The sequence below is a fragment of the Algibacter sp. 2305UL17-15 genome, from assembly GCF_040720935.1.
Lineage (GTDB): Bacteria > Bacteroidota > Bacteroidia > Flavobacteriales > Flavobacteriaceae > Jejuia.
The window spans coordinates 86,914-113,561 of sequence record NZ_JBFDAE010000013.1; the positions used below are offsets into that span (position 1 = coordinate 86,914).

Annotated in this window: 31 protein-coding genes; 10 read left to right on the forward strand and 21 right to left on the reverse strand. The window is 34.4% G+C overall.

The window, feature by feature from the left end:
* Position 1: 1 nt before the first annotated feature.
* Entirely contained in the window at positions 2-208 is a 207-nt protein-coding gene (locus ABXQ82_RS14160; RefSeq protein WP_367060990.1) for a membrane or secreted protein, read from the reverse strand.
* 146 nt (positions 209-354) lie between these two features.
* Here ABXQ82_RS14160 and aqpZ point away from each other — a divergent pair, with 146 nt between their 5' ends.
* Complete coding sequence (gene aqpZ, locus ABXQ82_RS14165) at positions 355-1,044, forward strand: aquaporin Z (protein ID WP_367061109.1); 690 nt, start codon at positions 355-357, stop codon at positions 1,042-1,044.
* Positions 1,045-1,145: 101 nt separating this feature from the next.
* Here aqpZ and ABXQ82_RS14170 read toward each other — a convergent pair whose 3' ends face one another.
* From ABXQ82_RS14170 to ABXQ82_RS14185, 4 genes are all read right to left on the reverse strand, one after another.
* On the reverse strand, positions 1,146-1,934 hold the full coding sequence (locus ABXQ82_RS14170; RefSeq protein ID WP_367060993.1) for an anti-sigma factor: 789 nt from the start codon (positions 1,932-1,934) through the stop codon (positions 1,146-1,148).
* An 11-nt stretch (positions 1,935-1,945) separates the two neighbouring features.
* On the reverse strand, positions 1,946-2,476 hold the full coding sequence (locus ABXQ82_RS14175; protein WP_367060996.1) for an RNA polymerase sigma factor: 531 nt from the start codon (positions 2,474-2,476) through the stop codon (positions 1,946-1,948).
* Between the two features lie 80 nt (positions 2,477-2,556).
* A complete protein-coding gene (murB, locus tag ABXQ82_RS14180; RefSeq protein WP_367060999.1) occupies positions 2,557-3,570 on the reverse strand; it encodes a UDP-N-acetylmuramate dehydrogenase in 1,014 nt (337 codons plus the stop codon).
* Positions 3,570-4,760: a pyridoxal phosphate-dependent aminotransferase gene (locus tag ABXQ82_RS14185; protein WP_367061002.1), complete on the reverse strand. Its 1,191-nt coding sequence runs from the start codon at positions 4,758-4,760 to the stop codon at positions 3,570-3,572. The genes murB and ABXQ82_RS14185 overlap by 1 nt, the downstream gene beginning before the upstream one ends.
* Positions 4,761-4,882: 122 nt before the next feature.
* Between ABXQ82_RS14185 and ABXQ82_RS14190 the strand changes: the two genes are divergently transcribed.
* Positions 4,883-6,220 (forward strand): aspartyl protease family protein, encoded by a 1,338-nt coding sequence (locus ABXQ82_RS14190; protein WP_367061005.1) that lies wholly within the window; start codon positions 4,883-4,885, stop codon positions 6,218-6,220.
* A gap of 40 nt (positions 6,221-6,260) precedes the next feature.
* Here ABXQ82_RS14190 and ABXQ82_RS14195 read toward each other — a convergent pair whose 3' ends face one another.
* Positions 6,261-6,689, reverse strand: a complete 429-nt coding sequence (locus ABXQ82_RS14195; protein WP_367061008.1) for a DUF1573 domain-containing protein — start codon at positions 6,687-6,689, stop codon at positions 6,261-6,263.
* A gap of 183 nt (positions 6,690-6,872) precedes the next feature.
* Here ABXQ82_RS14195 and ABXQ82_RS14200 point away from each other — a divergent pair, with 183 nt between their 5' ends.
* Positions 6,873-9,569 carry a valine--tRNA ligase gene (locus tag ABXQ82_RS14200; protein WP_367061011.1) on the forward strand — a complete coding sequence of 899 codons (2,697 nt, stop codon included), beginning with the start codon at positions 6,873-6,875 and terminating at the stop codon, positions 9,567-9,569.
* 78 nt (positions 9,570-9,647) lie between these two features.
* On the opposite strand, the gene ABXQ82_RS14205 is transcribed toward ABXQ82_RS14200, so the two are convergent.
* Positions 9,648-9,887 carry a HepT-like ribonuclease domain-containing protein gene (locus ABXQ82_RS14205; RefSeq protein WP_367061014.1) on the reverse strand — a complete coding sequence of 80 codons (240 nt, stop codon included), beginning with the start codon at positions 9,885-9,887 and terminating at the stop codon, positions 9,648-9,650.
* Positions 9,888-9,989: 102 nt separating this feature from the next.
* A complete protein-coding gene (locus tag ABXQ82_RS14210) occupies positions 9,990-10,289 on the reverse strand; it encodes a nucleotidyltransferase domain-containing protein (RefSeq protein WP_367061017.1) in 300 nt (99 codons plus the stop codon).
* Positions 10,290-10,355: 66 nt separating this feature from the next.
* Here ABXQ82_RS14210 and ABXQ82_RS14215 point away from each other — a divergent pair, with 66 nt between their 5' ends.
* Positions 10,356-10,604, forward strand: a complete 249-nt coding sequence (locus ABXQ82_RS14215; protein WP_367061019.1) for a hypothetical protein — start codon at positions 10,356-10,358, stop codon at positions 10,602-10,604.
* Between the two features lie 149 nt (positions 10,605-10,753).
* On the opposite strand, the gene ABXQ82_RS14220 is transcribed toward ABXQ82_RS14215, so the two are convergent.
* The 8 genes from ABXQ82_RS14220 to rsfS form a co-directional block, all read right to left on the reverse strand.
* Positions 10,754-11,332: an outer membrane beta-barrel protein gene (locus tag ABXQ82_RS14220; protein ID WP_367061021.1), complete on the reverse strand. Its 579-nt coding sequence runs from the start codon at positions 11,330-11,332 to the stop codon at positions 10,754-10,756.
* 144 nt (positions 11,333-11,476) lie between these two features.
* Positions 11,477-12,634, reverse strand: coding sequence for a DUF6786 family protein (locus ABXQ82_RS14225; RefSeq protein ID WP_367061023.1), 1,158 nt, complete (start codon positions 12,632-12,634; stop codon positions 11,477-11,479).
* 16 nt (positions 12,635-12,650) lie between these two features.
* Positions 12,651-12,917, reverse strand: a complete 267-nt coding sequence (locus ABXQ82_RS14230) for an acyl-CoA-binding protein (protein ID WP_367061026.1) — start codon at positions 12,915-12,917, stop codon at positions 12,651-12,653.
* The gene (locus tag ABXQ82_RS14235) at positions 12,910-13,566 is read right to left on the reverse strand and encodes a phosphatidylserine decarboxylase family protein (RefSeq protein ID WP_367061029.1); all 657 of its coding nucleotides are present in this window, start codon (positions 13,564-13,566) and stop codon (positions 12,910-12,912) included. Before ABXQ82_RS14235 ends, ABXQ82_RS14230 begins: the two co-directional genes overlap by 8 nt.
* Positions 13,556-14,374, reverse strand: a complete 819-nt coding sequence (locus ABXQ82_RS14240) for a phosphatidate cytidylyltransferase (RefSeq protein ID WP_367061032.1) — start codon at positions 14,372-14,374, stop codon at positions 13,556-13,558. Before ABXQ82_RS14240 ends, ABXQ82_RS14235 begins: the two co-directional genes overlap by 11 nt.
* 14 nt (positions 14,375-14,388) lie before the next feature.
* On the reverse strand, positions 14,389-14,997 hold the full coding sequence (locus ABXQ82_RS14245) for an LUD domain-containing protein (protein ID WP_367061035.1): 609 nt from the start codon (positions 14,995-14,997) through the stop codon (positions 14,389-14,391).
* A 109-nt stretch (positions 14,998-15,106) separates the two neighbouring features.
* Positions 15,107-17,044, reverse strand: a complete 1,938-nt coding sequence (gene ftsH / locus ABXQ82_RS14250; RefSeq protein ID WP_367061038.1) for an ATP-dependent zinc metalloprotease FtsH — start codon at positions 17,042-17,044, stop codon at positions 15,107-15,109.
* A 9-nt stretch (positions 17,045-17,053) separates the two neighbouring features.
* Positions 17,054-17,425 carry a ribosome silencing factor gene (rsfS, locus tag ABXQ82_RS14255; protein ID WP_367061041.1) on the reverse strand — a complete coding sequence of 124 codons (372 nt, stop codon included), beginning with the start codon at positions 17,423-17,425 and terminating at the stop codon, positions 17,054-17,056.
* A 93-nt stretch (positions 17,426-17,518) separates the two neighbouring features.
* On the opposite strand from rsfS, the gene ABXQ82_RS14260 reads away from it, so the two are divergent.
* Positions 17,519-18,250: a biotin--[acetyl-CoA-carboxylase] ligase gene (locus tag ABXQ82_RS14260; RefSeq protein WP_367061044.1), complete on the forward strand. Its 732-nt coding sequence runs from the start codon at positions 17,519-17,521 to the stop codon at positions 18,248-18,250.
* On the opposite strand, the gene ABXQ82_RS14265 is transcribed toward ABXQ82_RS14260, so the two are convergent.
* Both ABXQ82_RS14265 and pyrE read right to left on the reverse strand, forming a co-directional pair.
* Positions 18,247-18,642, reverse strand: a complete 396-nt coding sequence (locus ABXQ82_RS14265; RefSeq protein ID WP_367061047.1) for an SRPBCC family protein — start codon at positions 18,640-18,642, stop codon at positions 18,247-18,249. The two genes, ABXQ82_RS14260 and ABXQ82_RS14265, sit on opposite strands and share 4 nt — an antisense overlap.
* A 79-nt stretch (positions 18,643-18,721) precedes the next feature.
* Positions 18,722-19,366 carry an orotate phosphoribosyltransferase gene (gene pyrE / locus ABXQ82_RS14270; RefSeq protein ID WP_367061050.1) on the reverse strand — a complete coding sequence of 215 codons (645 nt, stop codon included), beginning with the start codon at positions 19,364-19,366 and terminating at the stop codon, positions 18,722-18,724.
* Between the two features lie 130 nt (positions 19,367-19,496).
* Here pyrE and ABXQ82_RS14275 point away from each other — a divergent pair, with 130 nt between their 5' ends.
* The 3 genes from ABXQ82_RS14275 (at position 19,497) to ABXQ82_RS14285 (ending at position 22,235) form a co-directional block, all read left to right on the forward strand.
* The gene (locus tag ABXQ82_RS14275; protein ID WP_367061053.1) at positions 19,497-20,078 is read left to right on the forward strand and encodes an NUDIX domain-containing protein; all 582 of its coding nucleotides are present in this window, start codon (positions 19,497-19,499) and stop codon (positions 20,076-20,078) included.
* Positions 20,079-20,149: 71 nt separating this feature from the next.
* Positions 20,150-20,530, forward strand: coding sequence for a hypothetical protein (locus ABXQ82_RS14280; protein WP_367061056.1), 381 nt, complete (start codon positions 20,150-20,152; stop codon positions 20,528-20,530).
* Positions 20,531-20,621: 91 nt separating this feature from the next.
* On the forward strand, positions 20,622-22,235 hold the full coding sequence (locus ABXQ82_RS14285) for a SulP family inorganic anion transporter (protein ID WP_367061059.1): 1,614 nt from the start codon (positions 20,622-20,624) through the stop codon (positions 22,233-22,235).
* Between the two features lie 175 nt (positions 22,236-22,410).
* Here ABXQ82_RS14285 and ABXQ82_RS14290 read toward each other — a convergent pair whose 3' ends face one another.
* From ABXQ82_RS14290 to ABXQ82_RS14300, 3 genes are all read right to left on the reverse strand, one after another.
* A complete protein-coding gene (locus ABXQ82_RS14290; protein WP_367061062.1) occupies positions 22,411-22,869 on the reverse strand; it encodes a HEAT repeat domain-containing protein in 459 nt (152 codons plus the stop codon).
* 156 nt (positions 22,870-23,025) lie between these two features.
* Positions 23,026-23,481 (reverse strand): pantetheine-phosphate adenylyltransferase, encoded by a 456-nt coding sequence (coaD, locus tag ABXQ82_RS14295; protein WP_367061065.1) that lies wholly within the window; start codon positions 23,479-23,481, stop codon positions 23,026-23,028.
* Between the two features lie 95 nt (positions 23,482-23,576).
* The gene (locus ABXQ82_RS14300) at positions 23,577-24,584 is read right to left on the reverse strand and encodes a D-alanine--D-alanine ligase (RefSeq protein ID WP_367061068.1); all 1,008 of its coding nucleotides are present in this window, start codon (positions 24,582-24,584) and stop codon (positions 23,577-23,579) included.
* Positions 24,585-24,923: 339 nt separating this feature from the next.
* Between ABXQ82_RS14300 and ABXQ82_RS14305 the strand changes: the two genes are divergently transcribed.
* Both ABXQ82_RS14305 and ABXQ82_RS14310 read left to right on the forward strand, forming a co-directional pair.
* Positions 24,924-25,478, forward strand: a complete 555-nt coding sequence (locus ABXQ82_RS14305) for a PASTA domain-containing protein (RefSeq protein WP_367061071.1) — start codon at positions 24,924-24,926, stop codon at positions 25,476-25,478.
* A 23-nt stretch (positions 25,479-25,501) separates the two neighbouring features.
* Positions 25,502-26,536: an RluA family pseudouridine synthase gene (locus ABXQ82_RS14310; RefSeq protein ID WP_367061074.1), complete on the forward strand. Its 1,035-nt coding sequence runs from the start codon at positions 25,502-25,504 to the stop codon at positions 26,534-26,536.
* Positions 26,537-26,648: the final 112 nt, after the last annotated feature.

Genomic DNA, 26,648 nt, shown 5'->3' on the forward strand with positions numbered 1-26,648 from the left:
ACTATTTCGAATGTTGAGGTTCGTTACAGTCGCTAAATTGGTCAGGTGTTTTTCCGCAAAAACCACATGAGTCCCCATCTTTATTAAGCATAGGGTTTTGGCTAGCGCAAGTACCCGCAAATTTACCATCTTTTTTTGCCCAAATTTTTATGGCAATTCCAGCAACGCCAAGACCTAAAAGAACAAGTGTGATTAAAAGCAATTTCATGAAAAATATTTTATACAAAGATACAATTTTTAGTATTTTTTTATTGTCGAGAGGCTTATAATTATTTGTTTGTGACTTTTTGAATTATTAGGTGTCTCATTACTAATCATTTATATTTTGATTACTAACCAATTAAATCACATAACATTATGAAAAAATTATTTGCAGAATTCTTCGGGACTTTTTGGCTTGTTTTTGGAGGTTGTGGTAGCGCTATCTTTGCTGCCGCTTTTCCAGAATTGGGTATAGGATTTGCTGGTGTAGCACTAGCATTTGGTCTTACCGTATTAACAATGGCATATGCCGTAGGACATATTTCGGGCGGACATTTTAACCCAGCAGTTTCCTTAGGTTTATGGGCTGGTGGTAAGTTTGAAGCCAAAGAAATTATAGGTTATATTATTGCTCAATTAATTGGAGCAATTGCTGCTGCTGGAGTTCTATTCCTTATTGTATCTGGCAAATCTGATTTTACAGATATTGGGGGTTTTGCATCAAACGGTTATGGAGCGTTATCTCCAGGAGGTTTCAGTATGATGTCGGTTTTTATCGCTGAGTTTTTACTAACCCTATTTTTCCTTTTAATTATTTTAGGAAGCACAAACGTTAGAGCACCGAAAGGGTTTGCGCCAATAGCTATTGGTTTAGGTTTAACCTTAATTCACTTAATAAGTATCCCGATTTCAAATACATCTGTTAATCCAGCGAGATCTACAAGTCAAGCATTATTTGCTGGGGGCGACTTTACTGCCCAACTATGGTTGTTTTGGTTAGCGCCAATTGCGGGTGCTATTGTTGCAGGTTTTATACATAAAGCATTTTTCGATAAGGAATAAAAAGAATAACCCTGATAAGAGTTATTAATAGCAAGTAAAAAGCCTCTTTCCATTTGGAAAAGAGGCTTTTTCAATTTTGAGATAGTCCGTTTGTTAAAAATTTATCGTAAACTAATTTCGGCTACTGTATTTTCTAAAGAAGCTACTGTGTTTCCTCCTCTAGGTTCAATTGTAATATTTAAACCATTTGCATTTTCAGTAAAAGGAATCCGTTTCAATTGTCTATCGGTTTCAGTCAAAATACCCAAGCTTACCATTTTACCTTGTAAATCTGCCCAGATTTGATAACATTTTTCTTCTGGTAATTGTGGTAAGGATACCACATCTATCATTGATGTTTTTTCCTTTGGATTGATATAGGCTACGGTTTTTAAGTTTTTAGCGCGATCATTTCCTTGCATAATATATTTATACGTTTCAGGATCGTTTAAACGCTTAAACTGTGCCATGACCTCGTCTAGCTTCTTATTGTTCATTTCAATATCACCTCTTAAATCAAAGATTTCTTCAACAACAACTTGATTTTCTTTGTTTAATTTTTGATTTTGATTGTAGAACAAATAAGATGTACCGGCAAAAATTAAAGCTGCAACACTTGCTGCAACACTTAGTTTATACCATTTCCTATCCCTGATCCTTGGTTTCAATTGTACCACCGGAGCATCATCTAGTTCATTTAAAATAGTTTCTAAAATACGTTTTGGAGCTTCAACTGCATTACTTTTTGCAACTATTTCTAAATTATGTTGCAAGGTATCGTAGGCATTCTGCACCTCTGGGTATTTTGAAATATAAGCTTCAACCTCTTCAGTTTCGTTAAAGGTTGTTGCACCTATTAGATATTTATCTAAAAGGCCTGAATTTAAAAAAGTAGTTACTTCCTCATTCATGACTTTATTTATTAGGGATTGTAGATTTTTTTCAATTCTCGCAATCCAATTTTTAATCTTGATTTTATAGTCCCCAACGGAATATCAAGTTCTTCACTTGCTTCCTGTTGCGTCATTCCTTCAAAGAATAGTGCACTTATCACTATCTGATACTTCTCATCCAAGGAGCCTAAATGTTTTTTGATATCTAGCACGTCTTGGTTCAAAGAGTTCGTTGTAACATTATATACGCTAGAACTATCAATCTGGACTTCTTTCTCGATTTTATTTTTTAAAGATCTTGTTTTGTCAATGGCAGTATTGTATGCAATTCTGTAAAGCCATGTAAATAATTTTGCTTTGTCAGCATCGTATTTTTTTGAATATCTCCAAATTTTCACAAAGCTTTCCTGTAGTACGTCTTGAGCGGTGTCATCGTCTTTAATGATTTTTTTAATAACACCATAGAGTGCATCTGCATAATTTTCATATAGCAATGAAATGGCTCTTTTGTCGCCAGTCTTCAATAAATCAACAATTTCTTTTTCTATGTTCGAAATCAATTTAAAATGGTGTTTTTTATACCTGATGAATTAGAATTTAATCTGTTCAAAGTTAGAAATTTCTTTTAATACTGAATAATCTATAAAATGTTAACCTCGGCTTCAATAGAAATATCAAAAAGTCTTTGAACTGTTTTTTGAATCAATTTTGAAAGGTTTAAGATATCGAGACCACTTGCGCCACCATAATTAACAAGTACTAAAGCTTGATTTTTATGAACGCCATAATTGCCAAAACGTTTGCCTTTAAAGCCTGCTTTTTCAATAAGCCATCCCGCAGGAACTTTTACTGCTGCTTCTGATATGATATAACTAGGAATATCGCTAAAGTTTTCTTGAAGTTTGATAAAGTGTGCTTTAGGGATTACTGGGTTTTTAAAAAAACTACCGCTATTACCAATAACTTTTGGATTTGGTAATTTACTTTCCCTTATGGCAATAACTGCGTTCGAAATATCTTTAATTGTTGGATTGTCAATGTTTTGGCTTTCTAATTCGGAAGTTATAGCACCATAATCCATATGAAGCCTATGGTTTCTTTTTGTCAATTTAAAAAGAACGGAGGTAAGAATGAATTTGCCTTTTGCTTCTTGTTTAAAAATTGAATTTCTATACCCGAAATTACAATCTTCCTTTAAAAACGTTTTAGTTTCTTTTGATGCCATATGAATAGCATCACAAGACACAAAAGTATCTTTTAATTCCACGCCATAAGCACCAATATTTTGAATGGGGGCTGTGCCAACATTTCCGGGGATTAAGGATAAGTTTTCTAAACCGCCATAATTTTGGTTTAAACACCAAACTACAAATTCGTGCCAGTTTTCGCCAGCATTGGCTCTAACAAAAACATAATCCTCATCTTCTTTTTCAACCGAAATACCTTTTAGATTGATATGGATTACAAGCTTATCCTGCTTTTGGGTCAACAACATATTACTGCCGCCACCTAAAATAAGTTTATCGGGATAGTTGCTTAAATCAAGTACATTATTTAAATCTTCGGTATTAGCAACAGAAATAAAGTGTTTTGCTTTAGCATCAATACCAAACGTATTATAGTTTTTTAGAGATATGTTTTGCTGAATTTGCATTAATCTTTGTAAACTTTTAGAGCTTCTTTAAGGATGTTAACAGCTTTTATTAGACGTTCTTTTTTAAGAACGTATGCTATTCTAATTTGGTTCAGGCCAACATTAGGTGTTGAATAAAACCCTGCGGCAGGGGCGACCATTACAGTTTCGTTTTCAAAACTAAAAGATTCTAAAAGCCATTGTGCAAAATGATCTGAATTTTTTACAGGTAATTCTACAATACAATAAAATGCGCCTTTTGGTGTAGCAACTCTTACGCCTTCAATTGTGTTGAGTTCAGAAATCAAGGTGTTTCGTCTTTCAACATATTCTTTTTTTACATCTTCAAAATAGCTCTGTGGTGTATTTAATGCCGCTTCACTTGCAATTTGAGCATAGGTTGGCGGACTTAAACGTGCTTGCGCAAATTTCAAAGCTGTATGTCTAACTGATTGATTTCTAGTTACTAAACATCCTATTCTTGCGCCACACATACTGTAGCGTTTAGACACAGAATCAATCATTATGGTATGCTCATCTAATCCTTCTAATTCTAAAATGGAATAGTGCGATAGTCCATCATAAGCAAATTCACGATATACTTCATCCGAAATTAAGAATAAATCGTGCTTTTTTACAAGTTGGGCTAGTTGCTCAATTTCATCTTTAGAATATAAATATCCAGTTGGGTTTCCAGGGTTACAGATAAGGATAGCCTTGGTTTTAGAAGTAATTAATTTTTCAAATTCTTCTATAGGGGGTAATGCAAAATCATCCTCAATTCTAGAAATTATGGGTTTAATCTCTATACCTGTACCATTAGCAAAAGCAGTATAATTAGCGTAAAACGGTTCACAAATAACCACTTCGTTACCAGGATCCATAATACTGTTAAAAACAAAAGCAATGGCTTCACTAGCTCCCGTAGTCACAATTATGTCGGTATGTGATACGTCGATGTTATGCGAATCGTAATATGCCGCAATTTTTTTTCTGTAAGCATCAGAGCCTTCAGAGCGCGAGTAGGATAAAATTTCAATATCATTTTCCTTTACTGCCTTTAATGCAACTTGGGGTGTTTTAATATCGGGTTGGCCAATGTTGAGGTAATAAACAGATTTTCCCTCTGCTTCAGCTTGTTCAGCAAAAGGCACTAGTTTACGTATTGGAGATTGGGGCATATTGCGCCCTTTTTGAGATATAGATGGCATTTAATTGTTATTGATGTGCAAATTTGAGAAAATTATCTTAAATTTTTTTTAAAAAGCAACGTTAAATCGCAAGGTAACTCTAAAGATTTGTAAATTGAAATATATAACGTTTAAGTTGTGTTATGAAGGAATTATTGTGTTTGTTCATCCTGTTTTTTTGTTTTTCTAATAATATAGAGGCGCAGGACAATTTTATAATTCAAAATAAAAGGGGAAAAGATAGGGTAAGGTTTAAACTGATTAATAATTTAATTATTTTTCCTGTTGAAGTAAACGGGGTTAAATTGTCTTTTTTGTTGGATACAGGTGTAAGTAAACCAATGATTTTTAATATTTTGAATGTGTCCGACAGTTTAAAAATAGATAATACCGAAACGATATTTTTAAGGGGATTGGGGGAGGGAGAGTCCATTGAAGCCCTTAAGTCTAAAAACAATATTTTAAAAATTGGACATGCCATCAAGCTAAATCAGGATTTGTATGCTATTTACAACAGGCATTTGGACTTTACACCTAAATTGGGAGTGCCTATCCATGGGATTATTGGATATGATATTTTAAAGGATTTTGTTGTTGAAATCAACTACTCTAAGAAATATTTAAAATTTCATGAGCCCTCCAGATATGAGTATAAAGACTGCGAATCCTGCGAAGTTTTTAATTTAGAGTTTTATAATAGTAAACCCTATTTTTATGGTATGGTAAACTTAAATGACAGGTCTATACCTGTAAAGTTGCTTATTGATTCTGGCGGAAGCGATGCGCTTTGGCTTTTTGAAGATAAAGAATTGGGGTTATCTGCTGGAACAAATTATTTTAAGGATTTTTTGGGCCACGGCCTTAACGGAAGTGTTTATGGTAAACGCTCTAAAGTAGATAGTTTTTCATTTAAGAGTTTTAAATTAAACAATGTTAATGTAGCCTATCCAGACTCTACATCTGTAAGTTTTGCAAGAGTAATAAAGGGTAGGAACGGTAGTATTTCAGGGAGTTTATTAAAGCGATTTAATATCATTCTTGATTATGGAAAGGCTAAAATGACACTCAAAAAGAACGGCAACTTCAAAAAGAAGTTCTATTATAACAAATCTGGAATTGTAGTGGAATATAGTGGTTATCGTTTCGTGAAAACAAGAAGAAATAAGGGATATGTTTTCAATGATCAGACCCTAGAGAACGATAACAAATCGGTATTTAATATTAAATATGATATTACTTTAAAGCCAGCCTTTGCCATTGTAGAATTACGAAAAGATTCACCTGCCGAAAAATCGGGATTACGAAAGGGAGATGTTATTTTGGCTATAAACGGCAAATCTACTCATAGTTATACATTACAACAAGTAACACAACTATTTCAAGATGAAGATGGAAAACTATTAAAGCTGAAGGTGGATAGAAATGATAGGGCTTTATCTTTTAGTTTTCGGTTACAGGACCTTTTAAAGAAAAAAACCTAAGCGTTAACTTAGGTTTTTTTAAAATTTTAATATAATAGTTTTATTGTTGTTCAACCACACTCTTTGTTTCTTTCTCAAGTACATTAATTTTACTTGGGTCAACAACTAAGCCTTTAATTTTAAGGGCCACAGTAGGTGTTTCAGCATTAGACATTACAGTAATTGTCTTTCTGATAGGGTTAACTCTGTTCGTGTCGTACTTCACTTTAATTTCTCCAGTTTTACCGGGCATAATAGGGTCTTTGGGTTTAGATGGAATAGTACATCCGCAAGACGATTTTACATCAGATATAATAAGAGGAGCATCTCCAGTATTTGTAAATTCAAATACTCTTACACCATTGGCACCTTTTTCAATGGTACCATAATCAATGGTAGTCTCCTTAAATTCAATTTTCGCTACTTTTTCCTGAGCATTTAGAGAAAAACTAATCAACCCTACAAATAAAATTGTAATTAAATGTTTCATCTGTTTCTTTTTAATGGTTATTATTTTGTTGTAAACATATGTACTTTTTCCACAACATGCAAAAATAATAGACGAATTGCCTCAATCTTAACATATCTCATACATCATAACTTTATATCAGCTTTCACGGAAAAAGAAATATAAGTACTTTTGCACATCAAAAGACAAAAACTGTTCCAAAGTATGCAAATTCCATCAAAATATGATGCTAGTAAGGTAGAAAATAAGTGGTATGACTACTGGATGAAACATAATTATTTTCATTCAACACCAGATGAAAGAGAACCTTATACCATAGTGATTCCGCCACCAAATGTAACTGGTGTGTTGCATATGGGGCATATGTTGAACAATACCATTCAAGATGTGTTAATCCGTCGCGCACGTTTACAAGGTAAAAATGCATGTTGGGTGCCTGGGACAGATCATGCCTCAATTGCTACAGAGGCTAAGGTAGTTGCCAAGTTAAAGGAACAAGGGATTGATAAAAACGATTTGTCTCGTGATGAGTTTTTAAAACATGCTTGGGACTGGACGGAAGAATATGGCGGCGTAATTTTAGAACAATTGAAGAAATTAGGTTGTTCTTGTGATTGGGATCGTACTAAGTTTACTATGGATGACGATATGTCAGAAGCAGTGATCAAGGTTTTTGTGGATTTATACAGGAAAGGGTTGATTTACAGAGGGTATCGTATGGTAAATTGGGATCCAGAAGCAAAAACTACACTATCCGATGAAGAAGTTATCCATGAAGAACGCCAAGGGAATTTATATTACATAAAATACAGAATCCTCTCCCCAGCCCTCTCCGAAGAAGAGGGGACCATAAGTGAAGGTTCTCCTCCTTCGGAGGGGTTAGGGGAGGCTTTTTTAACCATCGCCACAACCCGTCCCGAAACCATTTTTGGAGATACTGCAATTTGTATCAATCCTAATGATGAACGTTTTACGCATTTAAAAGGGAAAAAGGCGATCGTACCTATTTGTAACAGAGTTGTTCCAATTATTGAAGATGAGTATGTAGATTTAGAATTTGGAACAGGATGTTTAAAAGTAACGCCTGCACATGATGAAAATGATAAAGTTTTAGGCGATAAACATGATTTAGAAGTTATCGATATCTTTAATGAAGATGCGAGTTTAAATAGCTTCGGATTGCAGTTTGAAGGTCAAGATAGATTTGTAGCAAGAAAAGCTGTTGTAAAAGAATTAGAAACTTTAGGTGTTTTGGTAAAAACCGAAACACATATCAATAAAGTAGGCACTTCCGAAAGAACCAAAGCCGTTATTGAGCCAAGGTTAAGCGATCAATGGTTCTTAAAAATGGAAGGTTTGGCAAAACCAGCTATTGAAGCGGTTTTAGGAGCAAATGCTGAAATTAAATTATTTCCAAAGAAGTTCGAAAACACCTATCGTCATTGGATGGAGAATATTCGAGATTGGAATATTTCACGCCAGTTATTATGGGGACAACAAATTCCTGCCTATTTCTATGGCGATGGAAAAGAAGATTTTGTGGTTGCAGAAACTATTGAAGAAGCAGTTAAACTCGCAAGAGAGAGAACTTCAAACTCCGAACTTCAAACTTCTGACTTAAAACAAGATACTGACGCTCTAGACACATGGTTTTCCTCATGGTTATGGCCAATGTCTGTTTTTGATGGTATTCGCAATCCAGAAAACGAGGAAATAAACTATTACTATCCAACAAACGATTTAGTAACAGGGCCAGACATTTTATTCTTTTGGGTAGCACGAATGATTGTTGCTGGATACGAGTTTAGAGACGAAAAACCTTTTAATAATGTGTATTTAACAGGTTTGGTTCGTGATAAGCAACGGAGAAAAATGAGTAAGTCTTTGGGGAATTCTCCCGATGCTTTAAAGTTGATAGAAGAATACGGTGCAGATGGAGTTCGGGTTGGGCTTTTATTAAGTTCTGCAGCAGGAAATGATTTAATGTTTGATGAAGCTTTATGCCAACAAGGAAAAGGTTTTGGAAACAAAATTTGGAATGCGTTCCGTTTGGTTCAAGGTTGGGATATTGATGATGCTTTAGAGCAACCAGAAACTGCAAAAGTTGGTTTAGAATGGTACACCGCTAAGTTTCAAAAGGCTTTAACTGAAATTGAAGACCATTTTAGTAAATACAGGTTGAGCGATGCTTTAATGAGTATTTATAAACTTATCATGGACGATTTTTCATCTTGGTTATTAGAAATTGTAAAACCAGCATACCAGCAGCCAATAGATGCTAAAACGTATAAAGCAGTTATTGTTGCTTTTGAAGATAATTTGAAAGTATTACATCCTTTCATGCCTTTTTTAACGGAAGATATTTGGCAATATATTGCAGAACGTACTCCAGAAGAAGCATTAATTGTTGCCAAATGGCCAGAAGCTAAATCGATAAATAATACTTTAATTTCTGAATTTGAATTTGCTTCGGAAGTGATTTCGGGAATTAGAAACATCAGGAAAGAAAAAAATATTCCTTTTAAGGATGCTATTGGTTTTTCAGTAATTAATAATGAAAAAGTTCATACAACCTTTGACGCAGTAATTGCTAAACTAGGCAATCTAGAAACGATTGATTATGTAAATGAAGCTGTTGAAGGGGCGCTAACATATCGTGTAAAATCTAACGAGTATTTTATACCCATGTCCGGCGCCATTGATGTAGAAGCTGAAATTGAAAAACTAACAGAAGAATTAAGTTATACTGAAGGGTTCTTAAAGTCTGTACAAAAAAAATTATCCAACGAGCGTTTTGTAAATAATGCACCAGAGCAAGTAGTGGCTAGTGAAAAGAAAAAAGAGGCGGATGCGTTGGCTAAGATTGAGACTTTAAAGGCTAGTTTGGGGAGTTTGGGGTAGGTTCGTTTAATGTTTTCGGGTATTAAAAGTAGTGAATTAAAAGCACTACTTTTGAGCTGTTATATTGCCTACCTTTTTTTACTTGTTTTCAGAGATTAAATTCTCAACTTCCATTTTTAGTTTCGGAATATGATGGATAATAATTGACCAAATATTTTCATCAGAGATGCTATCGTATGCATGAATAACTTCATTCCTTAGCCCAATTATAGCTTTTGCATTAGAAATTAATTTTTCAAAATTAGAATCTCGTTTTAGAATTCGATTAACAGCTTCTCCAATAATTTCTAAATTTCTTTCTACAGCCCTTTTAAGCATTGTTTTTTTCGATACTTAGAAAAGTCTTTTTCAGTATTTTCAAAATAAGAATCAATTTCTTTTAGGGAAAAATGGATATCATATAGCCATTTTAAAATTCTTTCATCCATAAATTAATTCTTTATTTCTATTTATGGAATTAATCAAAATAGGATTTTTCAGAGTTTGTTCTTCTACTAAATCTATATCTCGTTTAAAGAGTTTACCCAATTTTTCTTTAAAAGAAATATAATTGTCAAAATATAAACTTAAGTCCGAAATATTAAATTTTACAAGAAAGTCTATATCACTTTTCTCAGTAAAAGTTTCGTTTGTAGCAGAACCAAATAGATATAGTTTCTCAACCTTGTGTTTTTTACACAACGCTTTTACAAGTTCTATATTTTTATCTATCAATAACATATTCAAAGATAATTAAAAATAACTCACGTTATGTATTATGGGATTTTTTATGGCCAGTAAAGGTTTTTGGATATAAGATCTAACAAGTATTTTATACCCATGTCAGGTGCCATTGATGTTGAAGCTGAAATTGAAAAACTAACGGAAGAATTAAGTTATACTGAAGGGTTCTTAAAGTCTGTGCAAAAAAAATTATCCAAGGAGCGTTTTGTAAATAATGCACCAGAGCAAGTAATGGCTAGTGAAAAGAAAAAAGAAGCTGATGTGTTGGTTAAGGTTGAGACTTTAAAGAGTAGTTTGGGGAGTTTGGGGTAGGGTCGATTAGCGGTTTCGTATAAGAATAGTTGTGGGTTTATGTGCGACGTTTTCCGAATGAAAATCAGATGCAAGTAAACAAAGCAACTCACATTGGATTAGGATAAAACTAGCAATTTTTTCTACACTTCTTTGTTAGACAACATTTTTTAAAACCTAAACCCAAAGCCAAATTTTAATTGATTGTAATTTACTCCAATAGTTTCGTTATTAAAATTTGATTTATTGAAAGTCCTTACTGAATGAAAATATGCTTGAATAAAGAGACTATTTGTGAAATCATATTGCATGCCTAATTTCAAGTTAAAACCAGGGTCTTTTTCTTTTCGTGTTTTAATTGTTGGAAATTCATTAGTACCACTAAGGTATTGATAATCATAATTCAAATAGGTAAACCCAACTCCTGCAAATGGATGGATTTTTTCTGCTGACGGAATAGTCATTTCAGCGAATCCGTCAACATGATAGAAAAAGAAATCCCTATTTAAATCTTGATTGCTGAAATGAAGATTGCCCTTTAAATAGTCAAAAGTTACCGATGCACCATAGCGAAATAATTCACTCTTCACAAATCTATAATTAATGCTTGCGTCTATAATTCCTGAAAGGTTTTCAAATCCGTTAGACATTGCCAAGGGATAATTGACCTCGAAGCTGATTTTTTTGTTTTGCGAAAATGCTGTTAATGAGATGAAAAATAGAAATACTAATCTGTGTTTTGTTTTCATTCAATATTTAGATTAAGAACTGTCGTTTTTAATGCTGACTAATGGTTCTCTGATAAAAAACCATTTTATCATTCCTTATCAACCTGTCGGCAGACAGAAACGAATTTAGTGGAAATTTTTTACATTAAGCTTGTTGAATCGTATTTATTCCTTAAATTCACAGTCCTCCAAATCAATTCCAAGAAGCGCATTAGCAATCTCACTAAGTTCAGTTTCGCTTCCAGAAAAATGATAGACTCTATGCCAATGCGTGTCAGTTTCATTGGGTTGCATTTCTTTTAAAGCTGCATTAGATTCTAATTCAAAAAAATCTTTATTGTTGTTGTAAATAGGAATGGCTTCACCCTTATAAGGTTCATCTTGAATACTGATAAATGAGTTTGAGTATAAGCTATCATTTTCTTTTTTGTATTCAACTATCGTCAATCGGTTTTTACTTTTTGTATAACAGCCATACATGTTTGGTGCAAATTGCGGTGGAATTCCAATTTTGGTTTTGTACTTGCCATCGCCTTTAAATAGTAGTGTGTTTTCCTTTAAAAGCAGACGAGTTTCGTCTAAAGTTCCAAAATAGGTATAAATATTATCTAAATTTCCTTGATGTTGCAAAGGGATAATTACAACTGAATCATCTGTGCCCTTATACATGCCTGCACTCCATAAACCTATTAACCCCGTGTTTTTTGTCCAAGGAATACTATCGGTATTGGTTAAGGTGTTTTTGGTTTCAAAAGCAACGAAGTTCATGCTACTATCAAAATCAATATTTAGATTTTGTTTGATGGCTTCAGAATTAAAAAGGGTAATAGTCCTATCTATTTTTAAATTGAATATCGTGCCAACGAAATTAGTTAACCTCATGTTTTTGGTAAGAGAAACTACATCTTTTTCAATAGCGACCAATTGATAAGGTTCTGCATCGATAGTTTCAGGAACTTTCCAGTTAGCATCGCTTATGGGTTTAATTTGCTGATAATAAAATGAAAACTGACTTCCCAAAGGCCCCAACCATAAACGCTCTTCGCCTCCAATATTTTTGTTTTTAGAGATGGTATCAGCTAAAGCAATCGTATTGATCCAACCGTTGTAATCTCCATCTAAACCATCATAAGTGCTTGCTAAAATTTTTCCTTGATGGAATGGAGATACCATTAGTCTTGCTTTTCCATTGTTTGAGATCAATTCAACAACCTCAGTTTGGGATTTTATGGTATTTAGAAGATTTTGATAACTGTGTTCTGATGGAGAACAACACCCAAAAAAACATAATATAAGAATAAATGCTAATGGGATTTTCATCATAGAATACAGCTAAATTCTACTCGCGATATAAAAAGTAATTATTCACCAAATCAATATAAGCTTGTTTTGCTTCGTCTTCACTTACTTTTTTAACTTGAAAAAGAGCATTTGTTTTAAAGGCGTTTATAATTGGTTTTTTGCTCTTGGGCTTACTATAGTCGTTAGTCGCCTTTTTGTAGTAGGCGTAGAGTTTTAAAAGTATATCCGCAGGAAAAGGTTCAGTATGGGCATTTACACGCTCTACTGCTTCCTCAAATATAGTATTTAAAGATTTACTAGTCATTTATTTCGGCTATAATGCTTTCGCCACCACGTACTTTTTGGTTTAATTCAACTTTTATTTTTGTGTCCAAGGGCAAAAATAAATCTACCCTCGATCCAAATTTTATAAATCCAGAGTCTGCACCCTGAGTTGCATCATCATCAGTTTTGGCATAATTTACAATACGTTTCGCGAGTGCTCCTGCAATTTGACGGTACAATACTTTGCCGTATTTAGGGTTTTCCACAACAACAGTAGTTCTTTCGTTTTCCTCACTAGCTTTAGGGTGCCATGCCACTAAATATTTACCAGGGTGGTATTTACTAAACAATACTTTACCACTTATAGGATACCGCGTCACATGCACGTTTAAAGGTGACATGAAAACACTTACTTGCAAGCGTTTCTCTTTGAAATATTCTTTTTCAAACACTTCTTCAATGACCACGACTTTGCCATCAACTGGAGATAAAACATGATTATCATTCTGCTTGGTATGTCGTTTTGGATTTCTGAAAAATTGTAAAATTAGTATTAAAAATACTAAAAGCGCAATGAGAATTAATGTTCTCAACCAATCTATAGCAATAAAACTATCAACTAATAAAAAACAAGCAACTATAACAACTAGTGTTATGACTATTATTTTATGACCTTCTTTATGAAACATAGAGCGAAATTATTAAAAATAAGTAAATAAATGGTGAAGCAAAAATTATACTGTCTAAACGATCGAGTAATCCACCATGTCCTGGCATAATGGTACCGCTATCTTTTACATTAGCTTGTCGTTTAAATTTAGATTCTATTAAATCTCCAAGTGTTCCGAAAACACTTATAATGATGCTCAATATCAGCCAGTTTGTGAAATTAAGTGTTTCGGTGAAACTTGAAATAAAATAACTGGCAACACAAGCAAAAAACAGCCCTCCTAAAAAACCTTCTACTGTTTTTTTAGGTGAAATTTTTTCAAATAGTTTTTGTTTTCCAAAGTTTTTTCCAACCAGATATGCAAAAGAATCGTTAACCCAAACCAACATAAAAGCACCTAATAATATTTTTGGACTGAAAACACTTGCGATAAGGGCTAAAAAAACAAAGCCACTTGATAAATAGAAGGTTGTGATTAGAAAGCGTTTGGTATCGAACAAAGGAATGGTTTTGCGTGAAAACAAATCTTTAATTAGAAATAATTCTACAAAAATGGTGAGCACCATAAATATTTTGGTGGCTTCATTAAGACCAGTATCAGAATCTAACACCAATCGCCAATAGCCAAAAACAACGTACAGAATAACAAATATGAAATAAGGAATACTACTTTTTAATTGAATTAATTTTTTAAATTCAATTAATGAGATGATGCCAAAAACAAAAAACAAAATGATAAATCCATGGGGAGAATCAATGCTTAAAACGAAAATCAATAAAATTACATAGAGCAAACCAGATAGTGAGCGCAATAAGATGTCTTTCATTTATGCTGTTTAAATTATAAATCCTCTAATAACAGCAAATATAAATTTTTTGCGCTACTTCCATAGCTTAAAAAGTCTTTTTCGTCAGAAGATTTAAAATGTTTTATGGTTGTAATGTTTGTGGGGATTTTTTGCCTGTTTTTAGATTTAATACCGCGTAAACCTTCTCCGATATTATCTACTATTTGGCTTGTTGTTCCAAAAACTATAAAATTAGCAGGTAATTCCGGGAGTTTTTTCCCCGCAATTTGGTTTGAGCTTATCAATAAAGAACCATCTGTAGCAATTAAGTTTTCGCAGGTTGTTAAAAAATATTCGGCTTCACTCAGTTTTTTGGTGGGTAATATGTCGCATGATTTAAATTTTTCAGATAAGTTGTCGTCTATGATTAAGACTGGTTTTTCATCCCATCCATTTTCTTGGCAGATATAACTAAAATTTTGGAAAACTTCGTTTAGATTATCGCAATATAAGAACTTACCACCATTAGCTTTAAAGTTAATTGTAAACTTTTCATCTATTGGTAATTTGAGCTCGGGCATGTATCTGCCCCTGTCTTTCGATTTTATTTCCTTTTCAGATTGTTCTGATTTCGATCCAAAAAGTTTCTTAAAAAGATTCATTCAGGTACCTGCTATTAACCTTAATTATTGAGAGTTTTTCAAATATAGAAAATCTTAAATTAATCATGAGATTAATTTAAGATTTTTACCAAAAGCTTAACGCTATTGGCTATGTATCTATAGTTTCATGTTCACTTTTTTCAAAAGGACGCTTTCCAAAAATTAATTCTAAATTATCTTTAAATATCACTTCTTTTTCAAGAAGCACTTCCGCCAACTCAGTTAATTTATCTTTATTGGCTTCTAGTAATTTTAAAGCTCTTTGATATTGTTCTTCAATAATATCCGAAATTTCTTTATCTATTAATTCTGCCGTTTTTTCGCTGTACGGTTTTGTAAACCCATATTCACTTTGTCCAGAATCGTAATAGGTTAAGTTTCCAACCTTATCGCTCAATCCATAAATGGTGACCATTGCCCGGGCTTGTTTCGTGACTTTTTCCAAATCGCTTAGAGCACCCGTTGAAATTTTATCAAAAATCACTTTTTCAGCAGCACGACCACCAAGAGCAGCACACATTTCGTCAAGCATTTGCTCTGGACGAACAATTAGGCGTTCTTCTGGTAAATACCATGCAGCACCCAAAGAGCGTCCACGAGGTACAATAGTAACTTTTACAAGTGGGGCAGCATGTTCTAACATCCAGCTTACAGTAGCGTGCCCAGCTTCGTGATATGCAACCGCTTTTTTCTCACTTGGTGTAATTATTTTATTTTTCTTTTCTAAACCACCAATAATTCTATCTACAGCATCCAAGAAATCTTGTTTGTCAACAGCCTTTTTACCGTTTCTGGCAGCTATAAGTGCAGCTTCATTACAAACATTGGCGATATCTGCACCAGAAAAACCTGGTGTTTGTTTAGAAAGGAAATCCATATCTAAGTCCTTTTTCTTTTTTAAAGGCCTTAAATGCACTTCAAAAATTTCTTTACGTTCACGAACGTCTGGTAAATCCACAAAAATCTGTCTATCAAAACGCCCTGCACGCATTAAGGCTTTATCTAAAATATCAGCCCTGTTGGTTGCTGCAATAACTATAACATTGGTGTTCGTTCCAAAACCGTCCATTTCGGTCAACAACTGGTTTAGCGTGTTTTCGCGCTCGTCATTACTTCCGGACATGGCGTTTTTTCCACGAGCTCTACCAATAGCATCAATTTCATCTATAAAAATAATGGAGGGCGATTTTTCTTTGGCTTGTTTGAACAAATCCCGTACTCTAGAAGCACCAACACCCACAAACATTTCCACAAAATCTGAACCTGATAATGAGAAGAAAGGCACTTTGGCTTCGCCAGCAACGGCTCTTGCCAATAGGGTTTTTCCAGTTCCTGGAGGCCCTACAAGTAATGCGCCCTTTGGTATCTTACCACCTAAGGTTGTATATTTTTCAGGGAATTTTAAGAAATCTACAATTTCCTGAACTTCTTCTTTTGCACCTTCCAGACCTGCAACATCTTTAAATGTTGTTTTTACTTCCGTATTTTGGTCAAACAGTTTTGCTTTAGACTTTCCGATATTGAATATCTGTCCTCCAGCACCCCCGCCAGCGCCACCAGACATTCTGCGCATGATAAAAATCCAAACGCCAATTAGTAGTACAAATGGTAAAATACCTAGCAAGAAATCTGCTAAATGATTTTCTTCAGTTATATATGCAGGCTCTAAATCTAGATTGTTTTCAGCAATCACTTCATTCAGCTTGTTTTGAAAAATTTCAAGCTCACCAAATTCAAATCTGTAATTTGGTGCTACTACCGAAGTAGGAATTAAACTTGTAGGCTTCGTTTTTTTATGTATTTCTTTTTGGGCAGCTTCTTTGGTTAGATAAACTTTAGCTAATCGCCTATTTACTATTTCAACCCTAGCTACATCACCATCTTCAACAAATTTAAAAAACTGAGTTGGGTTGGTAGAATTGCCACTTTCTAATCCGCTATTATTGAAAAGTGTAAACACCAAAAACAGGGATAATATAACCCCGTAAATCCAATACGGACTAAATTTTGGTTTCTTTTCTTTTATATTTTTCTTGTCGTTTGCCATTTCTTTTGTTTAGTAACTTGTTTCTATTACTGTTGTTTTTGCGTCTCCCCAAAGGCTCTCAATATCGTAGTATTCCCTAATATGTTTTTGGAACACATGAACAGCAATATTAACATAGTCTAATAAAACCCATTCCGCATTATCTGCACCTTCAACGTGCCATGGGTTATCCTTGAGTTCCTTGCTTACTTTTTTCTGGATAGAGTTTACAATAGCGTTAACTTGAGTGTTTGAAGTACCTTCACAAATTATGAAATAATCACAAACAGTATTTTCAATGTCTCTTAAATCTAAAATGTTTATTTCGTTGCCTTTAACATCCTCAATCCCACTAATGATAACTGATATTAACTGATCTGCGCTTATTTTTTCTTTCGCCATTAATTTTATTTAATTTGTGCAAAGTTATTATTTTTTTAGTTCTTTATACTTTAAAATTATCACAAGATTTTAAATACTAAAAATAACCTCTAAATGCCTATAATCAAACTTGATGCCATTGACTCCACGAATAGTTTTTTAAAGGAACTAATTAGCACTCAATCTGTGGAAAATTTTACGGTTGTTACGGCAAAACACCAAACAAATGGGCGTGGGCAAATGGGAGCAATTTGGTCGTCAGAATCATCAAAAAACTTGATGTTTAGTGTGTTTATAGATACTTCTGAGTTTGAAATAGAATATCCTTTCTACCTAAGTATTGCGACTTCTTTGGCTTTGCATCATAGTTTAAATGAGCTCTTAATTCCGCAATTGTTCATTAAATGGCCTAACGACATTTTGTCACAAAACAAGAAGATTTGTGGGGTTCTAATTGAAAATGTCATAAAACAAGGGGTTGTTAATGGCTCAATAATTGGCGTTGGTTTAAATGTGAACCAAACGGAATTTAATGATTTGCCAAATGCATCTTCACTAAAAATGATTACAGGTAAAGTTTTCAATTTAGACGACGTGTTGGCGTCTATAATTTTCAATTTGAAACATTATTTCTCCCTTTTAGAAAGCGGGAGTTTGAACCCATTAAAAGAAGACTACGAATCTTGTCTATTCAGAAAAAATAAACCCTCAACATTTAGGGATGCTGAGGGCAATTTGTTTTCTGGATATATAAAATCTGTTTTAGAAACGGGAAACTTGCAAGTACTGATAGAAGATGATATTACAAAGTCTTTTGACTTAAAAGATATAACGTTACTGTATTAAACAGACTTAGGTAAGTTAGTAACAAGTGTTTCAATAAACTTGCTTATTGGACCTTTTATCATCATGCTCATCATTGGGTTAAAGTCGCCGCTAAATTCCAATTTCACATCGCTATCCGTGTCAGCACCTTCCAAAATATGTGCTACTAAAGAAAAGTCTATTTTACCTCCTGCCGCACCAAATTCAATTTTATTGGGTGGTCTAACTGCTTTCTTTTTAAGGATGATTTCTGGCATGCCTTTTAAAGCGAATAAAAATTTATCATCACCAAGAACTTCAAACTTACTAATGTTTTCTGGCATTAACGATTCAAAATTTTTCACATCTGATATAAAATTAAATACTTCTTCAGGAGTTTTAGATACACTAACTTTTGGAGATTCTAAATTCATAATGTTGTTAAGTTGTTATTTGTTAAGACGTTTAGTTGTCCGTCTAAACGACTTTTCAACTAAACAACGTACATTTTTATCAAATAGCGTTCCATTCACTAGGATTGGTGTTCCATTCCGTCAATGTGTCCAATTCTTTTTTTGTGATGTATTTTGTTTGTAAAGCTTGTTCTAGCAAACTTTCATAGTTGCCCAAAGTATGTAATGTTACATTCTCTTTTTCAAAATTGGCTTTAGAAATTTCAAAACCGTAGGTAAATATTGCTACCATGCCTTTTACATTAATACCGGCATCTCTCAAGGCTTTAACAGCATTTAAACTGCTTTTTCCTGTACTAATTAAATCTTCAACAACAACAACATTTTGTCCGCTTTCAATAAAACCTTCAATTTGGTTTTTTCTGCCATGACCCTTAGCATCAGGTCTTACATAAATAAATGGTAATCCTAAATATTCTGCAACCAACATACCTATACCAATGGCACCAGTAGCAACTCCAGCAATAACATCGGGTTTCCCATATTGGCGTTCAATGTGTTTCGCCATGGTTTCTCGCACGTAATTGCGAATAGGAGGAAAGGATAGTATAATGCGGTTGTCGCAATAAATTGGCGATTTCCACCCAGAGGCCCATGTAAAAGGTGCTTTCGGACTTAGTTTTATGGCGTTAACTTGCAGCAAAACCTCTGCGGTTTTTTTTGCGATATCTTTGTTAAAAATCATAGCGCAAAATTAAACATATATTTAGTTTTATATTGCCAGTTTTTGACGAATAAATTATTTTTTTCAACAATTGTTGGTTTGAAGTTAAAAATGATATTTTTACCAAATCTTAAATAGCTATAAATTCTGTATGTATAAAATATTTGTTGGTGATAAACCGATGGTTTTAAGTACTGAAACTTCTGATGATAAAGGGGTTAAAAACTACAAACTCAGTAGAGTCCTTCTTAGAAATGTGATAAGAAAGCTTAATGAAAGCTCGCTTGAAGAAGCACGTTTAGTTCATAAAAATGAAAAGAAACTTCTTAAGAAGTTTTTAAAAAAATTACCAAATGTAGTTGCAGGAGGCGGTAAGGTATATAATGACGACGGAAAAGTGTTGTTCATTTTTAGAAATGGGAAATGGGATTTGCCTAAAGGAAAAATAGAAGGTAAAGAAAACATTGAGGAAACTGCTATTCGAGAAGTTGAAGAAGAAACCGGAGTTACTGGACTTGAAATTGTAAAACCATTAGAAACCACCTACCATATTTTTAAACGCAGAGGACGTTATAAAATAAAAATAACCTATTGGTTTGAAATGAAAACTTCTTTTGATGGAAAGCTCTATCCGCAAGAAAAAGAAGGGATTACCAAAGTAAAATGGTTGGGTAAAAAGAAAACCAAAAAGGCACTCAAAAATTCTTATGCAAATATTAGGTCTTTAGTTTAAAATAAAAAGCCTAACTTAGTCTTGTTAGTTGCTATTAACGAATGTAAATTTTCTCTCAAAGAAGAAGAACTATGAAAGAGTATAAGCTCTCGTTTGGCACTATTATTATATTGGAAGAAGACTTAGCAGAAGTGATTATTAACGAAGGCGTTGTAATGAATGAGGTTATGGTGGACTTGTACCATGATTTTTTATTAAGCTATTTAAAAGCTCCCTTTTCATTAATTATTAATAAAAAGAACTCCTATTCCTATACTTTTGAAGCCCAAAAAACAATTGCCAATTTAAAACAAATTCATTTAATGGCGGTTGTTGTAGGTTCTGCAGGTGCATTAATGTCAACCGAAACCTTGATTCAAATGAACGAAGAACAAGATTGGAATATCAAACTTTTTAATAAAAGAGGAGAGGCTTTAGAATGGGTTGAAAACCATTACCAACCGGTAACATAAAGGTTTTAAAATAATTACACTACAAATTATAGGTGCAATACTTGTGCATCCTGTTTTAAACTGTAAATTTGCAGCTTGAAAAAAATAAACCATGACCGAGTTTTTTAGAAAGCGCACCAAAAATGCCAAAAATGATATTTTAAGTGGATTAACCGTTGCTTTAGCATTGGTTCCAGAGGCCGTTGCATTCGCCTTTGTTGCAGGCGTAGATCCTTTAGTGGGTTTATATGCAGCATTTATGGTTGGTTTAATCACTTCCGTTTTTGGAGGTCGCCCAGGGATGATTAGCGGTGCTACAGGGGCTTTAGCAGTAGTAATGGTAAGTTTAGTTGCAGATGGAAATGCCATGGGAGCAGAAGGAGAACAGTTAGGGCTTTACTATTTATTCGTAACCGTTATTTTAATGGGAATCATACAAATGTTGGCAGGCGTTTTAAAGCTAGGAAAATTTGTGAGATTAATTCCGCACCCAGTAATGATGGGGTTTGTTAACGGGTTGGCGATTGTTATTTTTATGTCTCAATTAAATTTATTTAAAGATGCCAATGGAGACTGGTTTAGCGGAGATTCTCTTTGGATAATGTTAGGTTTGGTTGTATTAACCATGGGAATCATGTTTGGTTTACCCAAACTAACCAAAAAATTACCAGAAGCTTTAATAGCCATTCTAGTAGTTTCTGCAATTGTGATTTTTGGAAATTTAGATGTTGCCACAGTTGGTAGTTTTATTCGTGACGGTGGTGGAGAAGGTTTAAAAGGTGGACTACCAAAATTTCAAACAGCCATTTTTAGTAAAGTACCATTCAATTTAGAAACCTTATGGTTTGTTGGGCCTTATGCTTTGATATTAGCAGCTATTGGTTTAATAGAATCTTTAATGACTCTAAATTTAATAGACGAGTTAACCGAAACTAGGGGAAATACAAACAGAGAATGTATGGCGCAGGGAGGCGCAAATATTATTACCGGTTTCTTTGGAGGTATGGGAGGTTGTGCTATGATTGGGCAATCTTTAATCAATATAAAAGGTGGTGGTCGTGGCAGGCTTTCTGGTCTGGTTGCGGCAGTTGCACTTTTAATCTTTATATTATTCGCCTCTAGTTTAATAGAACAAGTACCAATTGCAGCATTGGTAGGTGTTATGTTTATGGTTGTCATAGGCACATTTGCTTGGAGTAGTTTCAGAATTTTAGGAAAAATACCTTTAAGCGATGCCATTATATTAATTGCAGTATCTTTAATTACAGTTTGGAAAGACTTGGCAATAGCTGTAATTGCTGGAGTAATTATAAGTGCACTGGTATTCTCATGGGAAAATGCCAAACGCATTAGAGCCCGTAAGCGCATGAGGGAAGATGGTACAAAAGTTTACGAAATCTGGGGCCCTTTATTCTTCGGGTCAATTAAGGCATTTAACGAAAAGTTCGATGTAAAAAACGATCCAGATAACGTTGAAATCGACTTTGTGGAATCTCGCGTAAGTGATCATTCTGCTCTAGAAGCGATAACTAATCTCGTAGAAAAATACGAAGCAGCAGGTAAATCACTAAAATTAAAGCATCTAAGTGAAGACTGTAAAATACTCTTATACAAAGCAAGTCCTAAGTTTAGAGAGGTTATTGAAGAAGGGATAGACGATCCACGTTATCATTTAGCCGAAAATCCTGAAGCATTTCCTAAAGGCCTTTCTGAATATAAGTTTTAAGTTTTAAGTTCAGAGTTCAGAGTTCAGAGTTCAGAGTTCAGAGTTCAGAGTTTGGAGTTCGGAGTTGTCCATAAAGTTCAGATTTTATAATTACAGACAAAACTCTTTGCGCCTCTGCGACCCTGCCTGCCGGCAGGCAGGTTTGCGAGAAAATATTTTTGCAAGAAAATCAATGCTACCGAATAGACCGCTTCAACTGCTCCTTAACCCGATCAAAAGATTTTTTACTAGCGCGCTCCCAACGGTAAATAGTATGTTTTTTACCTTTGTTTGCCTCCACATTAGCATTAAGTTTAACCTCTTTATCGCGAAGCTCTTTTACCCAATTAAAACGTTTTTTGGTAATAGATATCACAAGATCCTCATGACAGCCCAAAGCTTCTAATGCATTTAAAGCCGCAATAGAGACATTCTGAACTTTATCATTCATAGCATGCAATAAAACAGGAACAGAAGAACACCGTCCAACTAGCTCCAAAGCTTCAGCAGCTAACTTTCTAGTATTATAATTACCATGTTTTAAAGTATATTCTAATTTATCAATAGCATTTGTATCCATCCAATAGGTAATCGCACTTTCAGAAGGCTGAAGCAGTTTCAACTTAAAAAACAAATATGTGATATTGTGTTTCATGGTTTTGGTTATTAACTACTTATATGTGGATAATTTGACCAAAATGTTACACTATTTTTTAGATTATCTAGAAAAGTAATGGAAGTGAACCATTATTTTTAATGACCTAATTTGAATGAAATTGACCATTTACTGCGACTGCGACTGAAAACTCATTTATTTCACCCGAACACTATCAGGTACCAACAATGTATAATCCCCATTATTTCGAATCACATCTCGAACAATAGAAGAAGCAATGTAAGACGTTTGTGCTGAGGTCAATAAAAATACAGTTTCAATAGGCGCAAGATCTCTGTTGGTATGTGCAATGGCTTTTTCAAATTCAAAATCTGCTGGATTTCTTAAACCCCTTAAGATAAAATCCACATCATTTTTTTGACAAAAATCAACTGTTAAACCTTCATAAGCGACCACTTTTACTTTAGGTTCATCTTTAAAAGCGTCTCTAATAAATTGTTGACGTTCTTCCAAAGAAAACATATATTTCTTATCGGCATTCACACCAATAGCTACAATAATTTCATCAAAAAGTGTCACACCACGTTTAATGATGTCTAAATGTCCTAAAGTTAAAGGGTCAAAAGACCCTGGGAATAGTGCACGTTTCATTAAATTGCTTTTTTGTCATTCCCGCGAAGGCGGGAACCCTCTTAATCTCCCCAAAGGGGGAGAAATTAATACGGTGTAAATATACAAATCTTTGTTTAGCTTTGGTTCCCCTCCTTTTGAAGGGTTAGGGGAGGCTTTGTTGCCTCTTGTATTGCATTATCAAACAAATCTGGCAATGAAATACCTGCAGCAGCAGCCTGTTGCGGTAAAATACTTTCTTTGGTTAACCCAGGCACAGTATTCATTTCTAATAAATGCGGTTCATCATCTTTAAAAATAAATTCACTTCTGGAGAAACCTTTCATTTTCAACACCTCATAGACTTTTCTCGCCAATACCGTTACTTTTATTTCTTGCTCGGTAGTTAATCTGGCAGGTGTGATTTCTTGAGATTTTCCTAGATATTTAGCTTCATAATCAAAGAAATCATTTTCAGAAACTATCTCGGTTATTGGCAAAACTTTGGTTTCACCTTTATAAGTAATCACACCAACCGAAACCTCGATACCATCTAAAAACGATTCAATAATAATTTCATCATCTTCTTTAAAAGCCACGTTAATGGCTTTTTGCAAATCTTCTTTGTGGTGCGCTTTGCTCACGCCGAAACTACTACCAGCTTTATTGGCTTTTACAAAACACGGTAAACCTACTTTTTTGATAATAGCATCTTCATCAATAGGATCGCCTAAATTTAAATAGTACGATGCCGCAGTTTTAATGCCGTAAGGCTTTAAAATGCTCAAACAATCCCGTTTGTTGAAAGTTACCGAAGCTTGATACATTGAGCAACTCGTGTGTGGAATCCCCAACAATTCAAAATACCCTTGCATATAGCCATCCTCCCCTGGAGAACCATGAATGGCATTAAATACACAATCAAAAGTGGTTTTAAAACTGCCAACATTTATGGAAAAGTCATTCTTATCGATAGGGAACTCTGTGTCTTCTTCATCAACATACACCCATTTATCTTTAAAAATATGAATGCGATAGGGATGGTATTTCGTTCGGTCTAAAGTCTCAAAAACCACATTGCCGCTGGTTAACGATATTTTATATTCACTAGAATAACCGCCCATGATTATGGCTATATTTTTCATATATGTTTTTTTGTCATTCCCGCGAAGGCGGGAATCTATTATTAATGAATATTATGTAAACTAAACCCAACAATAAAACGTAAATAAAGTTAGTTAAATTAGTGAGGCTAAAATATCATATAAATTGCAAAAGAAAAAACAGTTCTGTTTTATGCTCAAAAAAAACAGTTTTTAGTTTTTTAAACTTGTTCTTTTTCTCTTTTCCTGCGTTAAAATTTTAAACCGTAGCTTAGGCTATGCTTGAAAACTTTGTCTTGATAAAGAAAAAAACAACTGCCTCTAAAATTCTAAAAAAACTATTTGTTTTTGAGTATATTTGCCTAATCGAAAAACCTGTAAATGAGTATTTTTAAATTTCTTTTCAGTAAAACATTCCTAAAACAATTAGCATTAGCATTAATAGCCATTGTGGTTTTGTGTTTTTTAATGCTTAAATGGTTAAAATCAACTACCAATCACGGCGAGTTTGAAACGGTGCCTAACCTTACCGGAAAATCAATTAGTGTTGCCGAAATGGAACTGAAAGAAAACAATTTGGTCATGCAAATCCAAGATTCGGCTAATTTCAACCCAGATTATCCTAAGTTTTCTGTGATAGAACAAGAACCAGTTTCAGGCACAAAAGTAAAGGAAGATCGCAAAATATACCTCACGCTAAATCCATCTGGCTACCGTAAAATTTTAGTGCCAGATTTAAGAGAACGTACTTTTAGGCAAGCAAAACCGAATTTAGAAGCCTTAGGGTTTCAAGTTGGCAAAATTACTTATGTTGACAATCTCGGAAAAGATATTGTGTTGCAATTGAGGTATGATGGCAAACCAATTAGTCCAGGAGAAAAACTACCGAAAACTTCTAAAATAGACTTGGTGCTGGGCAACGGAAACCGTCCTTAGCATTAGAAAAACTATTGCATATCATGGAAGAAAACGGACCGCAATTACCCGAAGAAGATAATTTACATGAACATTACTCATTTACGGTAGATAAGGGGCAAGCACCTTTGCGTATCGATAAGTATCTCATGAATTTTATAGAGAATGCCACACGAAGTAAAATTCAAGCTGCTGCAAAATACGGCGGCATTCAAGTGAATGATGAACCCGTAAAATCCAATTATAAAGTAAAGCCTTTAGATAATATTAGGGTGTTGTTTGCCCACAAACCCTTTGAGGACTTATTGGTAGGCGAAGACATGCCATTGGATATTATCTATGAAGACGACGATTTGTTGGTGGTAAATAAAGCAGCAGGTATCGTGGTGCATCCAGGACACGGAAACTATTCCGGAACCTTAATTAACGGATTGATTTACAGGTTCGATAACTTACCAAACAATTCCAGCGAACGCCCAGGTTTGGTACATCGTATAGATAAAGACACCAGCGGATTATTGGTGGTTGCCAAAACCGAACAGGCCATGTCTCATTTGTCATTACAATTCGCAAAAAAAACGAGCGAGCGCGAATATGTTGCCCTAGTTTGGGGAAATGTTGAAGAAGATGAAGGCACTATTGAAGGCAATATCGGGCGCCATCCTAAAAACCGACTCCAAAATATTGTCTATCTAGATGACGAAGCCGAAAAAGGCAAGCCCGCCGTAACCCACTACAAAGTCCTAGAGCGTTTGGGCTACGTAACCTTGGTGTCCTGCAAACTGGAAACGGGGCGCACGCACCAAATCCGAGTGCATATGAAACACATTGGACACACACTGTTTAACGATGCTCGTTACGGAGGCGATGCTATTTTAAAAGGCACCACTTTTACAAAATACAAACAGTTTGTAGATAATTGTTTCAAAGTATTGCCTCGGCAAGCACTACATGCCAAGACCCTAGGATTTAAGCACCCTACAACGGGAGAATTTATGCGTTTTGAAACCCCAGTCCCAGACGATATGGTACAATGTATCGAAAAATGGCGCGGGTATTCTAAGTATCAGGAGTTGTAAATTCCTGCCAAGACAGGAATCTCAGAAATTTTAGTTTTTGAAATGATTTCATTTGTTGCATCGCTTCCTGGAAGTTTGTAACTGGTGTCCTTATGTTACGTTTTTAGTGGGG